General features: G+C 64.3%; 25 protein-coding genes. 14 read left to right on the top strand and 11 right to left on the bottom strand.

Annotated elements, in window-relative coordinates:
- Positions 1-4: 4 nt before the first annotated feature.
- From SIL87_RS07340 to ald, 4 genes are read right to left on the bottom strand one after another with little or no spacing between them, the layout of a single operon-like run.
- The gene (locus SIL87_RS07340; RefSeq protein WP_319613524.1) at positions 5-1,396 is read right to left on the bottom strand and encodes an aspartate aminotransferase family protein; all 1,392 of its coding nucleotides are present in this window, start codon (positions 1,394-1,396) and stop codon (positions 5-7) included.
- A gap of 59 nt (positions 1,397-1,455) precedes the next feature.
- Positions 1,456-1,587 (bottom strand): hypothetical protein, encoded by a 132-nt coding sequence (locus SIL87_RS07335; protein WP_319613523.1) that lies wholly within the window; start codon positions 1,585-1,587, stop codon positions 1,456-1,458.
- Positions 1,588-1,647: 60 nt separating this feature from the next.
- Positions 1,648-2,223: a cupin domain-containing protein gene (locus SIL87_RS07330; protein WP_319615927.1), complete on the bottom strand. Its 576-nt coding sequence runs from the start codon at positions 2,221-2,223 to the stop codon at positions 1,648-1,650.
- 7 nt (positions 2,224-2,230) lie between these two features.
- Positions 2,231-3,349 carry an alanine dehydrogenase gene (gene ald, locus SIL87_RS07325; RefSeq protein WP_319613522.1) on the bottom strand — a complete coding sequence of 373 codons (1,119 nt, stop codon included), beginning with the start codon at positions 3,347-3,349 and terminating at the stop codon, positions 2,231-2,233.
- Between the two features lie 315 nt (positions 3,350-3,664).
- Between ald and SIL87_RS07320 the strand changes: the two genes are divergently transcribed.
- The 12 genes from SIL87_RS07320 to SIL87_RS07265 all read left to right on the top strand — a co-directional run bounded on the left by SIL87_RS07320 (position 3,665) and on the right by SIL87_RS07265 (position 15,520).
- Positions 3,665-4,789, top strand: coding sequence for an ABC transporter ATP-binding protein (locus SIL87_RS07320; protein ID WP_319613521.1), 1,125 nt, complete (start codon positions 3,665-3,667; stop codon positions 4,787-4,789).
- Positions 4,790-4,799: 10 nt separating this feature from the next.
- Entirely contained in the window at positions 4,800-5,735 is a 936-nt protein-coding gene (locus SIL87_RS07315) for an ABC transporter permease (RefSeq protein WP_319613520.1), read from the top strand.
- Positions 5,732-6,571: an ABC transporter permease gene (locus SIL87_RS07310; RefSeq protein ID WP_319613519.1), complete on the top strand. Its 840-nt coding sequence runs from the start codon at positions 5,732-5,734 to the stop codon at positions 6,569-6,571. Before SIL87_RS07315 ends, SIL87_RS07310 begins: the two co-directional genes overlap by 4 nt.
- Positions 6,572-6,596: 25 nt before the next feature.
- On the top strand, positions 6,597-7,691 hold the full coding sequence (locus SIL87_RS07305) for an ABC transporter substrate-binding protein (protein WP_319613518.1): 1,095 nt from the start codon (positions 6,597-6,599) through the stop codon (positions 7,689-7,691).
- A 52-nt stretch (positions 7,692-7,743) separates the two neighbouring features.
- Positions 7,744-9,084, top strand: coding sequence for a glutamine synthetase family protein (locus SIL87_RS07300; protein ID WP_319613517.1), 1,341 nt, complete (start codon positions 7,744-7,746; stop codon positions 9,082-9,084).
- Between the two features lie 5 nt (positions 9,085-9,089).
- Positions 9,090-10,349, top strand: a complete 1,260-nt coding sequence (locus tag SIL87_RS07295; RefSeq protein WP_319613516.1) for an NAD(P)/FAD-dependent oxidoreductase — start codon at positions 9,090-9,092, stop codon at positions 10,347-10,349.
- Positions 10,350-10,406: 57 nt separating this feature from the next.
- Positions 10,407-11,219, top strand: a complete 813-nt coding sequence (locus SIL87_RS07290; RefSeq protein WP_319613515.1) for a glycosyltransferase family 39 protein — start codon at positions 10,407-10,409, stop codon at positions 11,217-11,219.
- A 167-nt stretch (positions 11,220-11,386) separates the two neighbouring features.
- Positions 11,387-11,722, top strand: a complete 336-nt coding sequence (locus tag SIL87_RS07285; protein WP_319612377.1) for a hypothetical protein — start codon at positions 11,387-11,389, stop codon at positions 11,720-11,722.
- Positions 11,723-11,938: 216 nt separating this feature from the next.
- Positions 11,939-13,438, top strand: coding sequence for an IS21 family transposase (istA, locus tag SIL87_RS07280; RefSeq protein ID WP_319612702.1), 1,500 nt, complete (start codon positions 11,939-11,941; stop codon positions 13,436-13,438).
- Positions 13,425-14,189 (top strand): IS21-like element helper ATPase IstB, encoded by a 765-nt coding sequence (gene istB / locus SIL87_RS07275; protein WP_319612703.1) that lies wholly within the window; start codon positions 13,425-13,427, stop codon positions 14,187-14,189. Before istA ends, istB begins: the two co-directional genes overlap by 14 nt.
- Entirely contained in the window at positions 14,186-14,425 is a 240-nt protein-coding gene (locus SIL87_RS07270; protein ID WP_319612704.1) for a hypothetical protein, read from the top strand. Before istB ends, SIL87_RS07270 begins: the two co-directional genes overlap by 4 nt.
- Positions 14,426-14,767: 342 nt before the next feature.
- A complete protein-coding gene (locus SIL87_RS07265) occupies positions 14,768-15,520 on the top strand; it encodes a hypothetical protein (protein WP_319613514.1) in 753 nt (250 codons plus the stop codon).
- On the opposite strand, the gene SIL87_RS07260 is transcribed toward SIL87_RS07265, so the two are convergent.
- The 7 genes from SIL87_RS07260 to folK all read right to left on the bottom strand — a co-directional run bounded on the left by SIL87_RS07260 (position 15,480) and on the right by folK (position 23,646).
- Positions 15,480-17,054 carry a 2-isopropylmalate synthase gene (locus SIL87_RS07260; RefSeq protein ID WP_319613513.1) on the bottom strand — a complete coding sequence of 525 codons (1,575 nt, stop codon included), beginning with the start codon at positions 17,052-17,054 and terminating at the stop codon, positions 15,480-15,482. The two genes, SIL87_RS07265 and SIL87_RS07260, sit on opposite strands and share 41 nt — an antisense overlap.
- 239 nt (positions 17,055-17,293) lie before the next feature.
- Positions 17,294-18,388, bottom strand: coding sequence for a class I SAM-dependent RNA methyltransferase (locus SIL87_RS07255; protein WP_319613512.1), 1,095 nt, complete (start codon positions 18,386-18,388; stop codon positions 17,294-17,296).
- A gap of 4 nt (positions 18,389-18,392) precedes the next feature.
- Positions 18,393-18,797 (bottom strand): holo-ACP synthase, encoded by a 405-nt coding sequence (acpS, locus tag SIL87_RS07250; RefSeq protein ID WP_319613511.1) that lies wholly within the window; start codon positions 18,795-18,797, stop codon positions 18,393-18,395.
- 151 nt (positions 18,798-18,948) lie between these two features.
- A complete protein-coding gene (locus SIL87_RS07245; RefSeq protein WP_405055217.1) occupies positions 18,949-21,216 on the bottom strand; it encodes a RelA/SpoT family protein in 2,268 nt (755 codons plus the stop codon).
- Positions 21,217-21,231: 15 nt separating this feature from the next.
- Positions 21,232-21,642 (bottom strand): DNA-directed RNA polymerase subunit omega, encoded by a 411-nt coding sequence (gene rpoZ, locus SIL87_RS07240; protein ID WP_319613510.1) that lies wholly within the window; start codon positions 21,640-21,642, stop codon positions 21,232-21,234.
- Between the two features lie 117 nt (positions 21,643-21,759).
- Positions 21,760-22,857: an ISAs1 family transposase gene (locus SIL87_RS07235; RefSeq protein WP_319612416.1), complete on the bottom strand. Its 1,098-nt coding sequence runs from the start codon at positions 22,855-22,857 to the stop codon at positions 21,760-21,762.
- 288 nt (positions 22,858-23,145) lie between these two features.
- Positions 23,146-23,646 (bottom strand): 2-amino-4-hydroxy-6-hydroxymethyldihydropteridine diphosphokinase, encoded by a 501-nt coding sequence (gene folK / locus SIL87_RS07230; protein ID WP_319613509.1) that lies wholly within the window; start codon positions 23,644-23,646, stop codon positions 23,146-23,148.
- Positions 23,647-23,751: 105 nt separating this feature from the next.
- On the opposite strand from folK, the gene SIL87_RS07225 reads away from it, so the two are divergent.
- Both SIL87_RS07225 and SIL87_RS07220 read left to right on the top strand, forming a co-directional pair.
- Positions 23,752-24,324 (top strand): LabA-like NYN domain-containing protein, encoded by a 573-nt coding sequence (locus tag SIL87_RS07225; protein ID WP_319613508.1) that lies wholly within the window; start codon positions 23,752-23,754, stop codon positions 24,322-24,324.
- Positions 24,325-24,340: 16 nt separating this feature from the next.
- Entirely contained in the window at positions 24,341-24,970 is a 630-nt protein-coding gene (locus SIL87_RS07220) for a uracil-DNA glycosylase (RefSeq protein WP_319613507.1), read from the top strand.
- The last annotated feature ends 11 nt before the right edge of the window (positions 24,971-24,981 follow it).

The raw sequence follows: 24,981 nt of genomic DNA, 5'->3' as shown, positions 1-24,981 counted from the left end.
CCGCTCACATGATCTCGGAACGAACATCGGCCTGCGTCGCCGCGATCGCCCGGGCCGCGCGTGCCACCATCTCGTCCATCTCGTCATCGGTGATGGTGAGCGGCGGGGAAAACACCATCGTGTCGCGCACCGCGCGCATCACCAGATCGTTGGCGAAACAATGATCCCGGCAGATCGTGCCCACCCGGCCACGCCTTTCGAAAAACCGCCGCGTCCGCCGGTCGGCGGTCAGTTCGATCGCCCCGATCAGCCCGACCCCGCGAATTTCGCCCACGATCGGCATGTCCCCGAGCGCCTCGGCGAGTTTTCCGCGCAACCGCGCGCCCTTCGCCTCCGCCCGCGCTGCCAGCCCCTCGCTTTCCAAAATATCGAGATTGGCGAGCGCCACCGCGCAGGCGACCGGATGGCCCGAATAGGTGAACCCGTGATAGAATTCGCCGGTCTCATTGATCAGCACATCGGCGACCCGGTCGCCCACCAGCACCGCCGAGAGCGGAATATAGCCCGAGGTGATCGCCTTCGCGAGCGTCATGATGTCCGGCGCGATCCCGAACGTCTCGCTGCCGAACATCCGCCCGGTGCGCCCGAAACCGGTGATCACCTCGTCGGCGATCAGCAGAATGTCGTTCTCGCGGCAGATCCGCTGAACCTCCGGCCAGTAGGTCTCGGGCGGAATGATTACCCCGCCGGCACCCTGGATCGGCTCGCCGATGAAGGCGGCAATGCTCTTCGCCCCGATCTCGCGGATCTTGTCCTCGATCTGCTTCGCCGCATACAGGCCGAATTCCTCCGGGCTCATCTGCCCGCCATAACCGTACCAGTAGGGCGGCATGACATGGGCGAAATCCGGCAGCACCGCCCCCTGGCGATGCATGTCCACCATGCCGCCCGCCGCCGCACCCAGCGTGGTCGAGCCATGATACCCGTATTCCCGGCCGAGAATGATCCGCTTGCCCGGCTTGCCCCTGGTGATCCAGTAGGTCCGGGCCATCCGCAGCGCGGTATCGACCGCCTCCGACCCCGAGGAGGCAAAAAAGGCGTGATTGAGATCGCCGGGCGCCATCGCGGTCAACCGGTCGGCGAGGGCGATCACCGGGCGTGTCGCGGTTTTGAAAAACGTGTTGTAGAACGGCAGCGTCTGCATCTGCCGCGTCGCGGCATCAACCAGCTCCTGGCGTCCGTATCCCACCGCGACGCACCACAACCCGGCCATGCCGTCGAGAATCCGGTGTCCGGCATCGTCGGTGAGGTAAACCCCCTCCCCGCCGGTGATGATCCGCACCCGTCCCTGATGCAGCGATTTATGGTCCGAAAACGGATGCAGATGATGCGCGGCATCCGCCGCCTGCCAGTCGTAATCCGGCGTGGGAATCGGTGAAACGATATGATCGAGCATTGAATGATAACTCCGATGTTAGAGCAGGATCGCGGCGACCCGCCGCGCGGCTGAAACGATCAGGAGCGATGCGGGCTGTAGCCGATCCGGGCGCAGAGCCGCAGCAATTCGGCATGGGCGTCGAGCCCGGTCGGCACGCCGCGCCGCTCTGCTCCCGCGCCCGAAATGTTGCCGATTGTCATCATCATCACGGATTGTAACCAGAACCCGAAGCCGGTTCAACAAAAATCCGAACGCCCGATCCAGCAGGCTCAGAAACTGGGCGGCGTGTTGGCACTGATCACCTCGCAGATCTCATCGAACGGATTGCGGAACCGGTGGGGGATCCGGCTGCGGAAATAATACGCATCCCCGGCCCCGAGCGCGCGTTCCTGATCGCCCACCGTCACCACGATCCGCCCGCGCACCACGATCCCGGCCTCCTCGCCATCGTGGCGCAGCATCGCCTCGCCGGTATCGGCCCCCGGGCGGTAGGATTCGTGGAGCATCTGCAACGCCCGGTCCTTGAGCCGCCGCCCGACCATGCGAAACGAAATCCGGTCTTCGAACGCGATCTCGGTGAGATCGCCCGCACTGAAAAACACATCTTCGGGAGCGGCGAGATCGATCGTGAAAAACTCCGCGAGCGACATTGGAATCCCGTCGAGGATTTTCTTGAGCGAGGAAATCGAGGGGCTGACCCGCCCCTGTTCGATCAGCGAAATCGCCCCGTTGGTCACCCCGGCCCGGCGCGCGAGTTCGCGCTGGGTCAGGCCGAACACCTGGCGCATCCGTTTCAGCCGTCCGCCGACGCCGGGCTCCGCCTCATGGTGGGTTTCGTAATCCATCCGCGCGTCAGGCCGCCAGCATCCGGCCCGGATCATGCAATGTCTCGCCAAGGGCGGCCGCCACCGCCGGATGCATGATCCTGCCCTCCGCGACGTTGAGCCCCGCGAGCAGATGCGGGTCCGCCCGCAGCGCCGCCTTCCAGCCGTGATCGGCGAGTTTGAGCGCATAAGGCAGCGTCGCCTGCGCGAGCGCGAAGGTCGAGGTGCGCGGCACCGCGCCGGGCATGTTGGCGACGCAGTAATGCACCACCCCCTCGACGATATAGGTCGGATCGTCATGGGTGGTCGGCCGGCTGGTTTCGAAACACCCGCCCTGATCGATCGCGACATCGACCAGCACCGCCCCCCGGCGCATCTGCCCCAGCATCGCGCGGGTCACCAGCTTGGGCGCGGAGGCGCCGGGCACCAGCACCGCGCCGATGATCAGGTCGGCATGAAACACCGCCTCCTCGATCGCCTCGGTGGTGGCGAAGGCGGTTTTCAGATGCGGGCCGTACAGATCATCGAGCTGCGCCAGCCGCCCGATCGATTTGTCGAGGATGGTGACATCCGCCCCCATGCCGAGCGCGATCCGCGCCGCATTGGTGCCGACCACGCCGCCGCCGAGCACCGCGACCCGCCCCGGCGGCACGCCGGGCACGCCGGCAAGCAGAACCCCGAACCCGCCATTGGCCTTCTGGAGCGACACCGCCCCGACCTGCACCGCCATGCGGCCCGCAACCTCGCTCATCGGGGCCAGCAGCGGCAGGCGGCCCCGCTCATCGGTCACGGTTTCGTACGCGATCGCGATGCAGCCCGAATCCATCAGCAGTTTCGCCTGTTCGGGATCGGGCGCGAGGTGCAGATAGGTGAACAATATCTGCCCCGGGCGCAGCATGCGGCACTCGGCGGGCTGCGGTTCCTTGACCTTCACGATCATCTCGGCGGCGGCGAACAGACCGGCGGCATCCGCCATGATCTCAGCCCCGGCGCGCTGATAGGCCGCGTCATCCATCCCGATCCCGGCACCGGCCCCGGTCTCGATCATTATTTTATGCCCGTGGGCGGATAATTCGCGCACCGATGCCGGGGTCAGCCCGACCCGATATTCGTGATTCTTGATTTCCTTCGGAACGCCGATCAACATGTCGATTGCCCTCATGCGCAGGATGCCGTTTAGAATAATCAACAGCTTCTACCCATCCCGATCGGCGCGCGCAACATAATTTCGCGCCGACATCACCAATTCCGGCTCATTCCCGAGGATCACAAAACGGTCATTGCAGCCTCGTTGATTATTCTTGACGACCGAAAAAACTTTGGCGATGCTGGCGGCGACGGGAGTAAAGCCAGCATGAAACGCAGCGCCGCCAGCCGATCGGGCTGACCGCCGGGGAGATCGAATGCGCGCACCAGCGAACCCGCACCCGCCCGCCGGCAGCATCCGGCTGAACCCGCGCGCATGAGCCAGCCCGCCGTGCTGACCCCGGCACCGGTCGCCGCACCGGCACCATCGGGCGGAATTCGCGGTGCCATCGCCCTGCAGGGCGTCAGCCGGGTGTTCGGCGGTGGCATCGTCGCGGTCGACCGGATCGATCTCGACATCCGGCCCGGCGAATTCTTCACCCTGCTCGGCCCGTCCGGCTGCGGCAAAACCACCCTGCTGCGCATGATCGCCGGCTTCGAGACCCCCGATTCCGGGTGCATCCTGATCTCGGGCCGCGAAATGCAGACGGTCCCGGCCCATAAGCGGGCGGTGAACACGGTGTTCCAGTCCTACGCGCTGTTCTCGCACCTCAACGTCGCCGACAATATCGGCTTCGGCCTGCGGATGCGCGGTGTGGCCAAAGCCGAGCGCCGCGCCCGCACCGAGCAGATCATGGGGCTGCTCCAGATCGATGCGTTCGCCACCCGCAACCCGGCCCAGCTCTCCGGCGGCCAGCGCCAGCGCGTCGCCCTCGCCCGCGCCCTGGTCAACGAACCCGAGGTCGTCCTGCTCGACGAACCGCTCTCCGCCCTCGATGCCAAACTGCGCGCCGAACTCCAGGTCGAATTGATGCGGATGCAGAAACGCCTCGGCATGACCTTCATTTTCGTCACCCACGATCAGCACGAGGCCCTGGTGATGAGCGACCGGATCGCGGTGATGGAACGCGGGCGCATGCTTCAGGTCGGCCCGGTGCTCGATGTCTATGAACAGCCGCGCTCGGTCTTCGTCGCCGAATTTCTCGGCCTGTCGAATATCTGGACCTTCACCGCCCGCCCCGGCAACATCGCCGAAACCCCGATCGGCCCGATCACCGTCACCGCCCCGCTCGGCAGCGCCACGACCGCGATGATCCGCCCCGAAAAAATCTGGCTGCATCCCGAAGCCGCCGCGCCGTCCGACCGGCCCAACCTGTTCCCCGGCACCATCCGCGAGGCGATCTACATGGGGGCCTCGACCCAGTACAATGTCGAACTGCGCGGCGGCGCGGTCATTCTTGCGCTCGATACCAACAATCAGGCCGCCGAGCGCAGCTGGCGCCCCGGCGAGAAAATCGTCCTCGAACTCAAGCCCGACAACATCATGCTGATCGATCCATGAAGCCCGGCCCATGTCCGCGATAGCCGAACACCCCGCCGCGAAAGGCAGCGCCGAGCGCACCGAGCGCGCCGCCCGGGCGTGGCGGCTCTGGATCACCGCCGGGCCGGGCCTGTTCTGGATCATCCTGTTCCTGATCCTGCCCAGCCTGATCCTGCTCGGCATCGGCTTTTTCTCGATCGGCAATTACGGCAACCCCCATCTGCCGCTCACCCTTGAGCCGTTCCGCGAGGTCGCGGGCTATTCAATTCTTGGCTGGAGCCCCGGTAATATCGAGGTCATCCTCCGCTCGCTGGTCCAGGCGATCTCGGCGGCGGGGCTGACCATCCTGCTCGCCTATCCGGTGGTGTTCTTCATCGTCGCCCAGCCGCCCGCGCTCCGCCCGCTACTGCTGCTGTTCGTGATCCTGCCGTCCTGGACCAATCAGGTGGTCCGCACCTATGCGTGGATGGAACTGCTCGGCCCGGATTCGGCCCTGTCGCATCTTGCCCAGGCCGTCGGCTTCATCCCCGCCCATCTCGGCCTGATGCCGGGGATACTCGCGATGCAGATCGGCCTGACCTACAACTACCTCCCCTACATGGTCGTGCCGCTCTACGCCGCCGCCGAAAAACTCGACTGGTCGCTGGTCGAGGCCGGGCGCGACCTCTACGCCTCGGGGGCACGGCTGTTCTGGAGTGCGGTCTTCCCGCAGACCATCCCCGGCCTGCTCTCCGGCATCATTCTCGTCGCGATCCCCGCCTTCGGCGACTACGTGGTGCCCACCCTGCTCGGCGGCGGCAAATCCATGATGATCGGCGCGCTGATCGCCTCGCAGTTCCTCCAGACCCCCAACTGGCCCTATGGCGCGGCGCTGACCATCTTCATGCTGATCTTCACCTGCGGCGGGCTGATCGTGTTCCGGGTGATGAGCCGGCGGCTCGGCAGTTCCGAAGGGAGCATGATTTGAGCGCCTATCTCGCCCGCCCGGTCCGCCGCGCCCTGCTGCTGACCAGCCTGCCGGTCTATGTGCTGCTCTACGCCCCGCTCACCCTTATCGCGATCTTCTCCTTCGCCCCTGCCCCCGGCGCCACCCAGCCGGGCTGGCACTGGTATGCCGACCTGCTCCACGCACCGGATGTCCTCGCCGCGTTCCGCCGCTCGCTCACCCTCGCCTTCGGCTCCTCGATCCTCGGCACCATCCTCGGCACATTGATGGGCTTCGGCCTCAGCCGGTTCCGCTCCCGCGCCCGCTCCGGCTTCGCCGCCGCCCTGCCGAGCCTGATCATCTATACCCCGATCATCATGCCCTCGCTGGTGTTCGGCATTTCCGAACTGATCTTTTTCAACCTGATGCACAAGGCGACCGGCCTGTTCGCGGCGGGGCTGCTGACCATGGGCATCGCCCATGTCACCTTCCAGGCGCCCTACGTCGCTCTCGTGGTGTTTGCCCGGATGTCCGGCCTCGACCCCAACCTGTTCGAGGCCTCGCACGATCTCTACGCCGATGGCCGGCAATCCTTCCTGCATCTGACCATCCCGGTGATCCGCCCGGCGATCATCGGTGGGTTCCTGCTCGCCTTCACCCTTTCGATCGACGATTTCACGATCAGCTATTTCACCGCCGGGCCGGGCAGCACGACCCTGCCGATCTACATCTACAGCGCGATCGCCCGCAAAGGCATCTCGCCCGACATCAACGCCCTGGCCACGCTGATGATTGCCAGTGTCATCGGCATCGGCTTATTGCAGTACGCGTTCAACCGTCAAAAAGAACGGCGCCCCATGCCACGCACCGGCGACTGACCAGACCGAACAACAGGAGGCTGACATGAAAATTCCACCCCGATCCACACGTAAACTCACCCTCGCGGCCTCGATGATCGCCGCCGCCCTCGGCGGCCTCATGGCGATGGCCCCCCCGGCCCAGGCTGCCGGAAAAACCCTCTATCTGTTCAATTGGCAGGATTATATCGGCAAGGGCCTGATCAAGAAATACGAAGCCCATTGCGGCTGCAAAGTGGTGCAGACCTATTACGATTCCAATTCCGCCCTCGCCGCCAAACTCAAGGCCGGCGGCGATTCCCAGTTCGATGTCGTCGTCCCCTCCAGCTACTACGTGCCCCAGCTGATCCACGAAGGCCTGATCGCCAAGCTGAACAAGGCCGAGATCCCGAATTTCCGCAATCTCGCGGCCCAGTTCAAAAACCCGACCTACGACCCGCATGACGATTATTCGATGCCCTACCAATGGGGCACCACCGGCATCGGCTACCTCAAGACCAAAATCGCCAGTCTGCCGGAAAGCTGGGCCGTCCTGTTCGACCCCAAGCTCAACCCGGATTACCCCTTCGCCCTGATGGGCGGCTCCGGGCGTGACACGATGGGTGCCGCCTGCGCCTATCTCGGCTACGGCTTCACCTGCAACAAGAAGAGCCAGTGGATCAAGGCGGCGAAACTCATCGAAAAGACCGAGAAGCGCAAAAACTTCACCGGCTTCGTCGATGGCGACCCCGCCATGGGCCAGATCAAGAAAGGCACCATCGCGATCGGCATGACCTTCAATGGCGATGTCGCCGAATGCTACGATGACAAATCCTGCCTCAACTCGGGCTATCTCCTGCCGAAACAGGGCACCGAGATCTGGGTCGATACCATGGCGATCCCCAAGCACGCGCCGGACCCGAAACTCGGCTACGATTTCATCAATTTCATCCTCTCGGCCAAAGCCGGGGCCGAGTTGTCCAACTTCAATCTCTACGGCAGCCCCAATGCCGCCGCCGGGCCGATGCTCAGCAAGGAACTCAAAACCCCGCTGATCAAACCGACCAGCGCGCAGATGAAATATCTCCACTTCCTGCCGCCGCTCGCCGGCACCAAACTCCAGACCTTCAACGCGATCTGGACCGCCGTGCGCCAACACTGACCGCTCCGACGGCGCGCCCATTCCGGGCGCGCCGCTCACCGCCGAGGCTTTCATGATCGACCTGACCGAATGGTTCAACGAACACCGCATCACCGAGGTGGAGTGTCTGGTTCCCGACATTACCGGCATTCCGCGCGGCAAGATCATGCCGGCCCAGAAATTCCAGCAGGGCGGCGCGCCCCGCCTGCCCGAGAGCATCTTCATCCAGTCGGTCACCGGCGAATACCCCGACGATCCCGAAGACGTGCTGAGCGACCCCGCGATCATCGATATCAAGCTGATCCCCGACCCCTCGACCGTGCGTCTGGTCCCCTGGGCGCATGAGCCGACCGCCCAGATCATCCATGACTGCCAGTACGCCAATGGCCGCCCGGTGCCGATCGCGCCGCGCCAGGTGCTCCGTCAGGTCCTCGCCCTCTACGAACAGCGCGGCTGGAAACCGGTCCTCGCCCCGGAACTCGAATTCTACCTCGTCGGCCGCAACACCGACCCCGACTACCCGCTGGTCCCGCCGATCGGCCGCTCCGGGCGGCAGGAAACCGGGCGGCAGGCCTATTCGATCGACGCGGTCAACGAATTCGACCCGCTCTTCGAGGAAATGTACGATTTCTGCGAAATCCAGGAACTCGACCTCGACACGCTGATCCACGAGGAAGGGGCGGCGCAGGTCGAAATCAACTTCCTCCACGGGGACCCGCTCAACCGCGCCGATCAGGTCTTTTTGTTCAAGCGCACCGTCCGCGAGGTGGCACTCCGCCACGACATATATGCCACCTTCATGGCCAAGCCGATGGGCCAGGAACCCGGCAGCGCCATGCATGTCCACCAGAGCGTGGTCGATGCCGAAACCGGCGAGAACCTGTTCGCCGACCGTGATGGCCGGCCCAGCGCCCTGTTCCTGTCCTTCATCGGCGGGCTGCAGAAATACATCCCCGCGATCATGCCGATCTTCGCGCCCAACGTGAATTCCTACCGCCGCCTCACCCGTTTTTCCAACGCCCCGATCAACCTGCAATGGGGCCACGACAACCGCACCTGCGGCCTGCGCGTCCCGTTCGGCGAACCGGCATCCATGCGGGTCGAAAACCGCGTTCCGGGGGCGGATGCCAACCCCTACCTCGCCTTCGCCGCCTCGCTCGCCTGCGGCTATCTCGGCATGTCCGAAGGCCTCAACGCCACGCCGCCGTTCAAGGGTTCGGCCTATTCCCAGCCCTACAGCCTGCCGCGCGAGCTTTCGCACGCGCTTGAAATGATGGAACAATCCCGCCCGCTCAACGACATTCTCGGTGAAAAACTCGTGCAGGTGTTCGTGGCGGTCAAACGGCTCGAATACGAAACCTATCTCCGCGTGATCAGTTCCTGGGAGCGCGAGCACCTGCTGCTGAACGTCTGACGCCCATGCCGCTCGCGAATTACTACGAGGCCACGGCAAACCTGCCGGCGGCCACCGCGCCGCTCGATCGCGATCATGTCTGCGACGTCGCGATCATCGGCGCCGGCATGACCGGCTGCTCGGCGGCCCTGCATCTCGCCGAGCGCGGCTACCGCGTCGCCGTGCTCGAAGCCCATCAGATCGGCTTCGGCGCGTCGGGTCGCAACGGCGGTCAGGTCCTGCCCGGCTTCGCCGCCGACCAGACCAAGATCCGCCGCCTGATCGGGCCGCAAGCCGCGAAATCGCTGTGGGACATGTCGGTCGAGGCGGTCGATCTGCTCCACGCAAGGATCGCCCGCTTCGCGATCGATTGCGACCCGCGGCGCGGCTACCTCCATGTCGCGGTCAAGCCCCGTCAGGTCCGCGACCTTCAGGCCTGGGCCGAGGAACTCGATGAACTCGGCGCCCCCGGCTTCACCCTCCTGGAAGGGTCCGCCCTGCAATCGCGCCTGCGCAGCCCGCGCTACCTCGCCGGGCTGCACGACCCGATCGCCGGACACATCCACCCGCTCAACTACACGCTCGGCCTCGGCCACGCCGCCATGGCCGCCGGGGCGGATATCTTCACCGATACCAAAGTCACCTCGATCACCAATGGACCCAAAATTCGCCTCGCCACCGCCAGCGGCACCGTCACCGCCGACACGCTGCTGCTCTGCGGCAACGCCTATCTCGGCACGCTCTCGCGCCCGATCGCGGGCTATGTCATGCCGGTCGGCACCTATATCATCGCGACCGAACCGCGCGCCGACATCCCCGACCTGATCCCCGGCAACGAAGCGGTCGCCGACCTCAATTTCGTGCTCGATTATTTCCGCCGCAGCGCCGATGACCGCATGCTGTTCGGCGGCCGGGTCTCCTACTCCACCCTGCCGCCGCCCAACCTCGCCGCCTCGATGCGCGCCCGCGCGATCCGCGCCTTTCCCCAACTCGCCGATATCGGGGTCGATTACGTCTGGGGCGGCAATGTCGCGATCACCCGCAACCGCCTGCCCCATTTCGGCCGGATCGGTCGCAACATCCTGTTCGCTCAGGGATTTTCCGGCCACGGCGTCGCGCTGACCGGCCTCGCCGGCAAGCTCCTCGCCGAAGCCGTCGCCGGGCAGGCCGAACGCTTCGACATTTTCGCACAGATCCCCCATGCCCGCTTCCCCGGCGGGCCGCTCCTGCGCATGCCGAGCCTCGTTCTCGCCACCAGCTGGTACCGCCTGCGTGACCGCCTCTGATTGCACCACCCAACAACCTATGGTTGACTAGCTGGCCTGCAATCCGAGTGACCTGCCATGCGCCGTGCGGCTCCAGCGCCGTTCCTGATCCTTGCCGCCCTTGTCCTCATCGCCATCGCCTGGATGCGCGGCGGCGAATACGATGAGTTCTACAGCGTTTTCCTGATCGCCGGACATCCAAGGCCGGACTGGCCGCATCACCCCGAAACCGTCGCCGCCCTGCGCGCGTTCTACCACGGCCACGCCTCGTTCGGTGCAATCGCCCACGCCCTGCGTACCGGCGATGTCCATCCACCACTCTATTTCTGGCTGCTCGCGCTCTGGCGCGATGGCCTCGGCATCGGCCTGTTCCACCTGCGCCTGCTCTCGGTCGTCGTCACCCTGGCTGCCCTCGGGGTGCTGATCCGCCTCGCCCGCACCATCGGCGCGCCGCCGCTCGCCACCGCGCTGATCACCCTGCTGTGCTACGGCTTCGCCTATACCGGCATCGTCGCGCGCGACTTCGCCCTCGCCCAACTCCTCAGCCTCATCGGCATGCTCGCCCTGATCGAAGCCGATCGCCGCGCCCGCCCGCTCCCCGCCCTTCTCGGCGGCATCGCGCTGGGCGCCGCGTGCTTCTCCAACTACCTCGCCAGCTTCACCACGATCGCGGGGCTGCTCTGGATGCTGGCGGTCAATCGCGCCCGCCCCGCCCTGTGGATCGCCTCCGCCTTCGGCGCGGCGCTGTTCATCCCCGCCGGGGCGTGGTTCTTCCTCGCTCAGCAAGGCACCCGCCCCAGCCAGTTCCATCCGTTCGCCCTACTCCCCGCAATTGTTGGCGGCGGTGAGAATCCGCGCATAAACGGCGCGGGGCGCTTGGAGCGGCAATAATTGCCTTGTGCGGCACCCGGTAGTCGGGTTGCGCTTCCTGCACTGGTTTCGATGGCTCCCGAGGGATTTCGTGGTTGTGTGGACGGCGCGGTGGGTGAGGTGACGCGCTGTCAGGTGCTGGGGTAGGTTTGCCGCTATTGAGGGGCAAGCACGGCGCCGATCTCGACTTGGCGGTTCTGCTCGACGCCGTGCCCCGCACGGTGCCGGAGCACGCATGCAAGGCCAGTATTTCCGCAATCATAATCAGCGTCTACAGGGGAATTGTGACTGTGACGGTACGGCCCCGATATCGGCCCGGATGTTTTTATGTGCAGCCTGCCGCGTGCAGGTGGTGGTGTGTCGGTCTTGTGATCGCGGCCAGATTTATTGTGCGGGAGAATGCGCCCTCCTGGCGCGTTGTTTGGCGCAACGCGCCGCCGCTCAACGTTACCAAACCAGCCGACGTGGGCGATTTACTCATGCAGCCCGGGCACGCCGATATCGGGCTCGATGCAAAAACGTGACGCATCAGGGTTCACTGCCAGCTCGATCTGGTGATCTGCTGGCGTCGAACTCGCCAGCGAGTGCGAGCGGCGCAACGCCTCAGGCAGTCTGCGTCCAGCGATCCGTTGCGCACTGCCACTGGTGCGGGCAGCGATGCTCTGGGCTGGTCCGCCAAGGTTTCCTGCGCCGCCGCGGTCCCGTGCGAGATGTGATGCCATCCCGCGGGAGATCTGGACATGGTGATACCGGCTGACATCGAGGCACAGATCCTCCGCTACTATCATGCCGAGAGATGGACCATCGGCACGATCGCCCAACAATTGCATATTCATCATAGCGTGGTGCGCCGAGTTCTGGGGCAAGCTGGTCTTCCCAGGATTGGTTCGCCGGCCCGCGCGTCGCGGATCGATCCCTATCTGCCGTTCATTCACCAGACCCTGGAGACGTTTCCCAGCCTGACCGCGAGCAGGCTTTATGCGATGGTCTGCGAGCGCGGTTATCGCGGCAGTCCTGACCATTTCCGCCACATCATCGCCTGCCACCGACCCCGGGCAAAAGTCGAGGCCTATTTGCGCCTGCGGACGCTGCCCGGCGAACAAGCGCAGGTGGATTGGGGCCATTTTGGCCACCTCGAGATCGGGCGCGCGCGGCGACCGCTGATGGCCTTCGTCATGGTGCTGAGTTATTCGCGCCAGATATTCCTGCGTTTCTATCCGGACGCGCGGATGGAGAACTTTCTGCGCGGCCACGTTGGGGCCTTTTCTGCCTGGGGCGGGGTTCCTCGTGTTTTGCTCTACGACAACCTTAAAAGTGCGGTTCTGGAACGGCGCGGTGATGCCATCCGCTTCCATCCCACCTTGCTGGGTTTTGCCGGGCATTACCGCTATGAGCCGCGCCCCGTGGCGATCGCCCGCGGCAACGAGAAGGGGCGGGTCGAGCGGGCGATCCGCTACGTCCGCGATAGTTTTTTCGCCGCGCGCCGCTTCACCGATCTTGCCGATCTCAATACCCAAGCCGATGCTTGGTGCAACGGCCCGGCTGCCGACCGCCGCTGCCCCGAGGAATCACTGCGCAGCGTCCGCGAGGTCTTCGCCGAGGAAGCCAAGCGGTTGCTCGCGTTACCCGACAACCCGGCACCTCTGCTCGAGCAGGTGGCGGTCAGGGTCGGCAAGACGCCCTATGTCCGCTTCGACCTGAACGATTACTCGGTTCCCCACGATCATGTCCGGCGCGGGTTGACCATCCTCGCCGATCCGCAAGAGGTACGAATCGTCGATGGTAGCGCAGTGATTGCCCTCCATCCGCGCTGTTACGACAAGGGTGCGCAGATCGAGGAGCCGGCCCATGTTCAGGCTCTGGTCGATCAGAAACGCTCGGCCCGCAAGCATCGCGCGACCGATCGTCTGGTGCGGGCGGCACCTGCCAGTCAGACCTTGTTGATGCGCGCCGCCGAGCGCGGCGAAAATCTCGGCGCCATCACCGCCACCTTGCTGCGGTTGCTCGATCGCTATGGGGCGGGTGAACTGCAAGCCAGTATTTGCGAAGCGCTGACTCGCAACGTTCCTCATCCCAATGCCGTCCGCCTCGCTCTCGATCGGCGGCGCGAGGAACGGGGCGCTGCGCCGCCGGTCGCTGCCGGACTGCCCGCCCATGTTCAGGCCCGCGATCGACCGGTCAAACCGCATGCCCTCGAAACATACGACCAGATCAAGGATTGTTCCGATGACAACAACTGAACCTGAAGCCCTGCGGGCCCGCGCCGAGGCACTGCACCTGCATGGCCTGATCGCACATTGGCCCGAGGTTGCAACCCAAACCTGGTTACCCCCGCTGCTTGCCTGGGAGGAACAAGAGCGATCCTGCCGCAGCCTGGAGCGCCGGCTGAAGACCGCCCACATCGGCCGCTTCAAGCCGCTTTGCGACTTCGACTGGTCCTGGCCAAAGCGATGCGATCGCGCCGCCATCGATGCCCTCATGGCGCTCGACTTCCTCACCGACGCCTCCAACATCGTCTTCGTCGGCCCAAATGGCATCGGCAAGTCGACGTTGGCCCAGAATATTGCACACCAAACGTTGATCGCGGGGCATACCGTGCTGTTCACCAGCGCCGGCCAGATGCTCGGCGACCTCGCCGCACTCGATAGTGATTCCGCTCTGCGCCGTCGGCTCCGCCACTACGCCCGCCCTCAACTCTTGGTCATCGATGAGGTCGGCTACCTGGCCTACTCCAACCGTCATGCCGATCTCATGTTCGAGCTGATCTCACGGCGGTATCAGAACAAGAGTACCATCGTCACCACCAATCGACCGTTCGCTGAGTGGCGCGAGGTCTTCCCCAACGCGGCCTGCGTCGTGTCCCTGGTTGATCGCCTGATCCATAACGCCGAAATCATCGCGCTCGACGGCGAGTCCTACCGCCTCAAGGAAGCGCGCGAACGGGCGGATCAGCGCGCCGGCCAGCGCCGCGCCCGCAATGCAAAATCATGACAAAATCCCGAAAGGGCCGTGCAAAGAATCCGGCGCACTTGCAACCAATTATCCTCGAAATCCCGATCCACTGGACGCCAGATCAGGCCCTTGCGATCTTCGAGCTACTCGACGATCTGAAAGAAAAAATCTGGGTCCGTTATAATTGCCAGATTCAGCGCATGATGCGCGAGCAACACCAAGCTGATCATTTCGAGGATATCGCCCCAATCGGCGGACCACCTCAGGTCTTCTGATCAACCGCCTCCGCGCCTTGGTGTGACGACCCCCCAGGCCGATTGTACACCGCCTCCGCGCTTCTCTTCAGCAACCATCCTGTGGTTCGACTAAAGCGGCCATCCTGTCGTCCCGACCTGCATACCAAAACACCGTCGCGCGCAGTGGCGGTCAAGGATGGCCGGAGGCCACCGCGCTCTTGCGCGGCGCGCAGCGTCCTTGACGGCCGCGAGCACGGCGGAACCATCAAAGCAGAAGGGCAGCACATCACCACCGCTCCATCAGGATCAAGCCGCCTTCGAAATCAGCCGATATATCTTCCCGCGCCGTTTATGCGCGGATTCTCACCGCCGCCAACAGCAATGGCCGATCTCGCGCGCGATCAGGGTGGCGCGCTGCTCGGCGCTCTTCCGCGCGAGGTTTCGCACGCCGCCGCGCGCCCGCTCGAAGCCCTGCTCGCCGCCTTCCTGATCATCCTCGCCATCGTCATCGCCCGCAGTCGCCTCACCGCGCTCGCGCCGCGCCACCGCGCCCTGATCCTCGCCGGCATCGCGGCCCCACCGGTCGGCCTGCTCGCCCTCGGCGCCCTGTTCGATAATATGCCGATCGAAGTGCGTTACCTCTGGCTCGGCCTGCCCTATCTCGGCCTCGCTCTCGCCACCGGACTGCGCCGCCATCCCCGGCTTCTGGTCCCGCTTCTCGCGATCCAGACCGCCGCGATCATCGGCCTCGCCATCGCACCCGGCACCATGCAGCCCGCCGCGCGCACCGAAGCCGCCGCCGCCGCGTTCCTGCGCCCGGATACGCTGGTGCTGATCCCCTTCGGCAATGACGGTGTCGGCATCCCCGGCCCGTTCATCGCCGCAGCCCCCGCGAACATGACCATACTGGTCGCCCGCCGCGCAGCGACGACCCCCAACCGCGCCGCCCCCTACCGGCGCGTGATCATCGCGAATATCCGGGTGGACGCCGCAAGCCGCACCCTCGTCCCGCAGCTTCGCGCCGCGTTCGCCACCGCGTGCTGGCAGCGGGAGACATCCCCCGCCGCCATCACCATTTTCGACAATCTCTGCCTCAGGCCGAAAGCGCCGCCGGCTCGGTCCGCTCCCGCTTGACCATCAGCTTGTTCAGCGCGTGAATATAGGCCCGCGCCGCCGCCACGATGGTGTCGGTATCGGCCCCCTGCCCATCGACGAGCTTGCCGTCCTCTTCGAGCCGCACGCCGCAACGGGCCTGCGCATCGGTCCCCTCGGTCACGGCGCCCACGGTGAACAGCCGCAACTCCGCCTCATGCGGCGCAATCGCGCGGATCGCATTGAACGTCGCATCCACCGGCCCGTCGCCATGCGCCTCGTGCTGATGGATCACCCCATCCACGTCGAGTTCCAGCACCGCGCGCGGCTGCGCCTTGGAACCCGACCACACTTCAAGGGACACGAATTTGATCCGGCTCCGGTCGCGCACCACGGTCTCATCGAACAGCGCGGTGATATCCTCGTCGTAAACCAGCTTCTTGCGGTCGGCCAGATCCTTGAACCGGCGGAACGCATCGTTCAGCGCATTGTCGCCGACCTCGCCATAGCCCAGGGCACGCAGCTTGTCGCGAAACGCCGCACGCCCGGAATGCTTGCCCAGCACCAGGCTGGTCTTCTGCCAGCCCACCGATTCCGGGGTCATGATTTCATAGGTCGCGGCGTTCTTCAGCACCCCGTCCTGATGAATCCCGCTCTCATGGGCAAACGCATTGCGCCCGACGATCGCCTTGTTCGGCTGCACGTCGAACCCGGTGATCGCGGCCAACAGCTTCGAGGTCCGCAAAATCCGCGTGGTGTCGATCCCGTTGTTGAACGGCACCGCATCGTGCCGGGTGCGGATCGCCATCACCACTTCCTCAAGCGCGGCATTGCCCGCCCGCTCACCGATGCCGTTGATCGTGCATTCGATCTGCCGCACCCCGGCCTTCACCGCGGCAATCGTGTTCGCCACCGCGAGGCCGAGATCGTTGTGATTATGGGTCGAGAAAATCACCCCGTCCGCCCCCGGCACCCGCTCGCGCAGCATCGTGAAAATCCGCGCGATATCCTCGGGCACCGCATAGCCGACGGTATCGGGAATATTGATCGTGCTCGCCCCCGCCCGGATCGCCGCCTCGACGCAGCGGCACAGGAAATCGGGATCGGTCCGGCTGCCGTCCTCCGCCGACCATTCGACATCGTCGGTAAACTCGCGCGCCAGCGCGACCGACCGGCCGACCGCTTCGAGCACCGCCTCCGGCTCCATCCGCAGCTTGTATTTCATGTGCAGGGCGGAGGTTGATATGAAGGTGTGGATGCGCTTGCGCTCGGCGGGTTTCACTGCCTCCGCCGCACGCAGGATATCCTCGCGCCCCGACCGCGCCAGCCCCGCGATCACCGGGCCGCGAATGCTCTGCGCGATCCGGTTGACACTCTCGAAATCGCCGGCGCTCGCAATCGGAAACCCGGCCTCGATCACATCGACCCCGAGTTCCATCAGCGCCTCGGCCATCCGCAGCTTTTCGTCGATATTCATCGAGAAGCCGGGGGATTGCTCGCCATCGCGCAAGGTGGTGTCGAACATGATGACGCGGTCATCAGCGATCGCGCCGAAATTAGGATGATTGATGGTCATGAAAACTCTCGCTTCTGCAACAAATCAGATGTGTTGTGCCGACAATCCAATCCCCTGTGCGTTCCGGCGGTCAGCCGGGCGTCACGCCCAGGGGTCGATAAGTCGAAGCGAAAGCGGCGCGCGCCGAAGCAACCCTGCGAGGGTCGAAGCAATCTCGGAACGGATCGCCGTTTCGGTCATGCCACCCGCCTAGCATCCCCATCCCGATCCCGCAAGCCGTTGCAACCCAGCCTCCCGCCCTAGGCCTGACGGGCGAACACCACCACGCTCTCCAGATGCCGCGAGGCCGGAAACTGGTCGACCGGTGTGGCCGCCACCACGCCGAACCCGCCTTGGCGCAGCCATTTCGCCTCGCGCGCCAGCGCCTCGGCATTGCAGCTCACGTAAATCACCCGCGACACATTCGATTCGATGATCGCGCGCATCTGCGGCCCCGCCCCGTCGAATGGCGGATCGAGCACCACCGCCGCCGCGCCCGCCAGTTCTTTCGCCGTCACCGGCCGGCGCGCCAGATCGCGGTTTTCCACCACCACCCGCCCGGTCACGCCCGCGAGCCGCGCCGCCGCCTCCAGCGCCGCGCAGGCGGCCTTGCTGCCCTCGAATGCCTGAACCCGCGCCTGCGCCAGCAACGCCCCGGTCAGCGTCCCCACCCCGGCATATAACTCCACGATGCGCGATTTACGGGTCAGCTTTCCCGGCAACCCCGCCATCACCGCCGCCCGGATCGCGGCCTCACCCGCCACGGTCGGCTGCAGAAACGCCCCCGGCGGCGGTGTCACCACCAGCCCGCCGACATCGAGCGTCACCGCGCCGGCCACCAGCACCGGCTCATCGCCCAGACTGATCCGCACCAGCCCCTGCTCCCGCGCGAACGCCACCAGCCAGGACCGATCCGCCGCACTCGCCTCGCCATCGAGCACCACCGACACATCGAGCCCGTGATCCAGCACGTTGATCAGCACGCTGCCCGACTTCCGGAACCCGCCGAGCCGCCCGAGCAATACCCGCAACGGCCCGATCAGCGCCGCAATCGAAGGCATGGCCAGCGGACATTCGACGATATCCACAACCTCGCGCGACCGCGCGGCATGAAACCCCAGCCGCACCGCGCCTGCCACCCGCATCGCCGCGAAATCGACCCGCCGCCGCGTCCCCATCGGCACCATCACCATCGGTGCGATCGCCGCATCGCCGAACCCGGCCTGCGCCAGCGCATCCACCAGCGTCTGCCGTTTCTCCGCCTGATAGATCGCCGCCGGCACATCCTGCTCGGTACAGCCGCCGCAAATGCCGAAATGCCGGCAAACCGCCGGCACCGTCTCGAAACTGCTCATCGACCTAGTTACCTTCCCGCGCCTCGATGATCACATGCGCATAGGCGTACGGATACTCATCGGTCAGCGATACATGGATAAACGGCGTCTTTCCCGGCGGAATCAAGCGCGCCAACTGCACCGCAGCCCCGCCGGTCAACGCCATGGTCGGCTGGCCCGAGGGCAGATTGACCACGCCGAGATCCGAAAAGAACACCCCGCGCCGGAACCCGGTGCCCAACGCCTTCGCACAGGCTTCCTTCGCCGCGAACCGCTTGGCATAGCTCGACGCCCGCTGGTGCACCCGCCGCTCGGACCGGACGCGCTCGACCTCGGTGAAAATCCGCAACACGAACCGGTCGCCGAACTTGGCGAGGGTCTCCTCGATGCGGCGGATGTCGCAGAGGTCGGAGCCGATGCCGATGATCATGAGGAGAGGCGTTCTTTTTTGAAAAAAAGAACCAAAAAACTTTCGCTCCATTGGGCACCAGCCGCGCCAACGCCCGTGCCCCGACAAATAAAAGTTTTTTGCTTCTTTTTTTCAAAAAAGAAGCCTTTTTCCTCCCGATTCGCTCCTCCCCTCACGTCCGCGCCCGATCCACCTGCGCCACCCCGCCCGCCGCCCGCAGCCCGGCGATTACCTGTGACAGATGCCGCAGATCCCGCACTTCGACATCCATGAGGCACTCGAAAAAATCCTGCTGGCGGTGGACGATTTTCAGATTCGCGATCGCCCCGTCCTGTTTGGCCACCGCGTTGGCGAGGTTGGCGAGGGTATTACCGGCGTTGGAGGCGATCACCGAGATCCGCCCGGTGAAGGGCCGGTCGCGTCCCGCGCCATCCTTGCCGCCTTCGCGGGTCTGGCCGAGTTGCGCGTAATCCCAATCGACATCGATGAACCGTTCCGGCGTGGTCGCGAAGGTCTCCAGCGTCATGCAGTCGCGGGTATGGATGGTGACGCCCTTGCCGGTCGCGATGATGCCGACGATCTTGTCCCCCGGCAGCGGGTGGCAGCATCCGGCGTAATGGACCTCCATCCCCGAAATCAGCCCGGTCAACGGCAGTTCGTTGCCGCGCGAGGGCGTCCGCGGCGGCCGCGCGAGCATTCCCGGAATCATCCGGGGCGAGCGGCTCTCGCGCAATTCCGGATAAACCGCCTGCACCACGTCCTTCGGCCCGAGATTCCCGGTCCCGACCGCGACGTACAGATCATCGAGCGAGGCCTGCTTCAAGGTTTTCAGCGCCGCTTCGAGCACCTTCTCGGAGCCATCGACCCCGTCCTGGCGGAACGCCTTGGCGAGGGCGGCCTTGCCCTGATCGCGATTCTGCTCGCGCACCTGACTCGCCAGAAACCGCCGGATTCGCGCCCGCGCCTTGCCGGTGACGACGAACCGCTCCCACGAGGGCGAGGGCGTGCCCCCGCGCGCGGTCAGGATTTCGACCTGATCGCCGTTCTGCAACTCGTAGCGCAGCGGCATCAGCCGCCCGTTGATCCGCGCACCGACGCAGGTATCCCCCACCTGGGAATGCACCGCATAGGCAAAATCCACCGCCGTCGCCCCGCGCGGCAGCTGGATCAGCTGGCCCTTCGGGGTGAAGCAGAACACCTGATCCTGGTAGAGTTCGAGCTTGGTATTTTCGAGAAATTCGTCGGGTGCCGCCGAGTTTTCCAGAATCTCCAGCAGATCCTGCACCCAGCGGAACTGCCTCACATCGGCGGGCGAGGCATCCGCCTGCTTGTAAACCCAGTGCGCCGCCACCCCGTTTTCCGCCACCGCATGCATCTCCGGCGTGCGAATCTGCAACTCGATCTTCTGGTTGCGCGGGTGGCGCAGCGTCACGCCGGTATGCAGCGACTGGTAGTGGTTGGCCTTGGGCGTCGAGATATAATCCTTGAACCGCCCGGCGATCACCGGAAACGCCGCGTGGATCGCCCCGAGGGCCACATAGCACTGCTCGCGCGTCGGCACGATGATCCGGAACGCCATGATGTCGGAAAGCTGCTCGAACGCCACGTTGCGCCGCTGCATTTTCTCCCAGATCGAGAAAATCGACTTCTCCCGCCCGGAAATCTCAACCACCTCGACCCCCGCCTCGGCGAAGATCCGCAACAATTCGGCGCGCACCTCGTCGATGACATCGGCACCCTGGCCGCGCAGAAAATTCATCCGCGCCTGGATCGAATCATAGGCTTCGGGATCGAGCACCGCGAAAGACAGGTTCTGCAACTCGGTCTTGACCCGATCCATCCCGATCCGCTCGGCGAGCGGCGCATAGATCTCCATGGTCTCGCGCGCGATCCGCGCCCGGCGTTCCGGCTCGCGCATGAAATGGATCGTGCGCATGTTGTGCAACCGGTCGGCCAGCTTCACCAGCAGGACACGAATGTCCTTGCTCATCGCCAGCACAAGCTTGCGGAAATTCTCCGCCTGCTTGGTCCGGTCCGATTGCAGCTCCAGCCGGGTCAGCTTGGTCACGCCATCGACCAGCCCGGCCACTTCCGCGCCGAACCGCGACTGCAGCGCCGGCAGCGTGACCTTGGTATCCTCGATCACATCGTGCAGCAGCGCCGTGACGATACTGTCGCCATCCAGCCGGTACCCCGCCAGAATATCGGCCACCGCCAGCGGGTGGGTGATGTAGGGATCGCCGTTTTCGCGCTTCTGCGCTGCATGCGCGGCCTCGGCGATACCGTAGGCCGCATCGATCACCGCCGGATCGATCTTGGAATCATACCCGCCGATCCGCCCGAGCAGCGGCAGCAGCGCCTCATGATAGGCCCCGCCCGCGAGGCCATCCGGCGCGGCGGCGGGCTGGTTTATCCCCATCCCGTCATGCTGCGCCGCCATGTCCGTGCGCTCTGATCAGCGGCGCGGGCGTCCGCCGCCCAGTTCCGCCTCGATCGCCGCCGCAATATCCTCCGACGTCATCTCTTCGGATTCCGCCGCCAGCGCCGCAGCCTCCTCCTCGGCGGAGACATCCTGCAAACCAAAGATGTTCTGGTCGGTCGGGATCAGATCCTGCACTTCCTCGTCCACCGGTTCCGGATCGGGCACCCGCGAGAGCGACTTGATCAGATCCTGCTCCAACCCGCTGAAATCGACCGAGACATCGGCAATCTCGCGCAGCGCCACCACCGGGTTCTTGTCGTTGTCCCGATCGATCGTGATCGCCGCGCCGCGCGCAAGATTGCGCGCCCGCTGTGCTGCCAGCAAAACGAGTTCAAACCGGTTCGGGATCTGTTCGATGCAATCTTCAACGGTAACGCGCGCCATGAAAAACTCCTTCGCCGCACGCCAACAGGCGCGCGCTTTCAACGATCAACCCAACGAAATAGCAGACCCCCCCGCCCCGCGCAACCGAACCGCGCAGAGGCGCAGGGCAATCGCACTTCAGAATAGTTGTAGGAGGCTGGTGAGGTAGGCATCATCCCATCCGGCCCGTTTGAATTTGCCGCGCAGGGAGCCCCTGGTGGCGTTCTCTTTTTGCATGACGTTCAGGGCCATATGTCGCAGGACTGCGAGATTATTTGGGCTATTGCCCAATCTGCTTCGATCCTGATCCTCGTTCATGACGACATCGAGCCTCCAATGGAGCCGGTTTTCAATGCCCCAATGTGACCGGACAACCTCATTGAAGCGTTCGCTGGAGAGCACAGTGCTGAGCAGGTAGTAGGCGGTCTCAGTCGTGGTTTTGGTGGAGGTTTCGCGCATACGGACAATTTTGCCGATGGCGGCAAGACCCGGCCATCGGTGTCCCTCCTGCAACCAGGCGATATCGTCTGAAACGGTTGCGGTGCGGGTCTCGATACGACCATGATCAGCATCGACTGTGCGCGTCGTATTGGTTTCGTCGCACGGCACGCCGTTGAGAAACATGGAGACATCACCATGCAAGTTGCCTTGGTTCCCCTTCAGCGCGAGAACGTAATCACCTCCTTGATCGACGATTTGTTGCGCGATCGCACGCTGGCAGTTCAACGCATCGGTTGTCACGATCGTGCCTTTCAATGATAGCAACTTCAACAGTTTCGGCACTGCGGTGATTTCATTGGATTTGACGTCTGTGGCGATCTGCGCCAGCACGAGACGCTGTTCGCAACCCCAAGCGCTGACCATATGCAACGCCGATTTGCCGCGGGCATGATCGAAAGATCGACGAAGGACTTTCCCATCGATCGCCACAACACCCTCGATCGTCTTGGAAAATCGAGCCATGAACCGCTGAAACGCAGCGCTGAACTGCTCCGGATCGATCTGACGAAATAGCCGGCTGAACGTGTCATGGCTGGGTAGTCCGTTCTCAAGCTTCAGAAACCCCCGCAGAAACGACTCTTTCGCGCGGGCAAACAGCGCCATGTCGACAGCGCATTGGCCACCGCACAGAACCGTGCACAAGGCTATCATCAAAAGCTCATGGAAGTTGTGCAAAGCGGCATTACTGGTCCGCGGATCTTCCAAACCCTGCCAGCACGCAGCAAATTCCTCCAACGTGTCCTCCCCTGAAGTGTTTCACACGCCGTCGGTAGAATCGCTCCCGCTCAGTCACGCAAGCCCCCCTTATTCTGAAAATTTCAAGTGCGATTCCCCTGCGCAGAGGCGGTTGGGAAAGGAAGGGGAAGCGAGCAAGCGCTTCTTTTTTGGAAAAAAGAAGCAAAAAACTTTTTTGATCTGGTTCCGAGGCGGTTTCACCGACTGGGACCACAGGAATCAGAAGTTTTTTTGCTTCTTTTTTTACCAAAAAAAGAAGAGTCCTTTCTTTTGCCTTGGCGCAAGCACCTACCAAACCACAATCGGCCCCGCCGGATACAGCGGCAACGCCGCCAGCAGCGTCGTCCCCCGCGTCCCTGTTGCCGGATCGCGCCAGTCGGGGGCGATGTCGAGCAGCGGTCTCAGCACGAACTCCCGCAGATGCGCGCGCGGATGCGGCAGCACCGGCGAGCCTTCGTCACGCACCATGCCATTGAGGTCGATGATATCCAAATCCAGCGTCCGCGCCGCGTTCGGCACGCTCCGGGTCCGCCCAAGCTTATCCTCGATCCGGTGCAACGCCGCCATCAATGCCACCGGGTCCGGGCTGCCCTCGAACGCGGCCACCCCGTTGCAGTAATCCGGCTGGCGATCGTCGCGCGGAAACGGCCTCGATCGATACCAGCGTGAAACCGCCACGAATTTCATGAATTGCAGTTCACGCAACTCGACCAACGCCGTCTCGCATGTCTCAGGCGGCGTTTCTCCCTTCGTCCCCGCGAGGTTGGCCCCCAAAGCGATATATATCATCGGCCCTGTCTATACGTTTTGTTCAAAATACCCTAAGCATCGTCATATTACGTCTATATTCAAACTTGAATATTTCGAGACGCTGCCGATTCGAAAGGTCATTAAATGCGTTTACGTCCTCATGAAAAGACCGCGCTGTTCATCGACGGCGCAAATCTCTACGCCGCCTCCCGCGCCGTGGGGTTCGACGTCGATTACCGTCGGCTTCTCGAATTTTTCGGCGGTGTCAACCTGATCCGCGCCTATTATTACTCGGCGTTGCTCGATACCGAGGAATATTCACCGCTCAAACCGCTGACAGACTGGCTGGCCTATAACGGTTACACGCTGGTGACCAAGCCCGCCAAAGAATTCACCGACGGTGCCGGCCGCCGCCGCGTGAAGGGCAACATGGACATCGAACTCGCGATCGACATGCTGGAAATGGCCCCGCATATCGACCATGCGATCCTGTTCTCCGGCGATTCCGATTTCCGCCGCCTGGTCGAGGCGGTCCAGCGGCGCGGCGTCCGCGTCACCGTCGTCTCCACCATAAAAACCTCCCCGCCGATGATCGCCGATGAACTCCGCCGCCAGGCCGATCATTTCGCCGAACTGTCCGACATCGCGGCCGAATTCACCCGCCGACAGACCGAACCCCGCCAACGTGCCCCCCGCAGCGACGTCGAAGTCGACTGATCCCGCAAGCCACATAATGCCGTCGCCACCACCCGACTGCCCGCGCTGCCCGCGTCTGGCTGGCTTTCGCGCCGAAAACCGGCGCAAATTCCCCGATTTCCGCAACCAGCCGGTCCCGGCTTTCGGCGCACCCGACTCCCGCCTGCTGATCGTCGGCCTCGCCCCCGGCCTGCGCGGCGCCAACCGCACCGGTCGGCCCTTCACCGGCGATTTCGCCGGCACCCTGCTCTACGAAACCCTGATCAAATTCGGCTTCGCCTCCGGCACCTACCGCGCCGACCCGAATGACGGCCTCACCCTGCACGATTGCCGCATCATCAACGCGGTCCGCTGCGTGCCGCCGGAAAACAAGCCGCTCCCCGCCGAAATCGCCACCTGCAATACCTATCTCGCGACCGACATCGCGGCCATGCCCAACCTCCGCGCCATCCTCGCCCTCGGCGGCATCGCGCATCAGGGCACGCTGCGCGCCTTCGGCCTCAAACAGAGCCACGCCAAATTCGCCCACGGCGCCACCACCACCCTGCCCGGTGGCGTCACCCTGACCGACAGTTTCCACGTCTCCCGGCTCAACACCAACACCGGCCGCCTGACCACCCCGATGTTCGAACGCATCGTCGAACACCTCCGCGCCGCGCTCGCGTAACCCGCGCCCCG

This window comes from Acidiphilium acidophilum, assembly GCF_033842475.1.
Classification (GTDB): Bacteria; Pseudomonadota; Alphaproteobacteria; order Acetobacterales; family Acetobacteraceae; genus Acidiphilium; species Acidiphilium acidophilum.
Note: the sequence above shows the minus strand (reverse complement) of the source record. Positions and strands in the feature narration are given on the sequence as shown.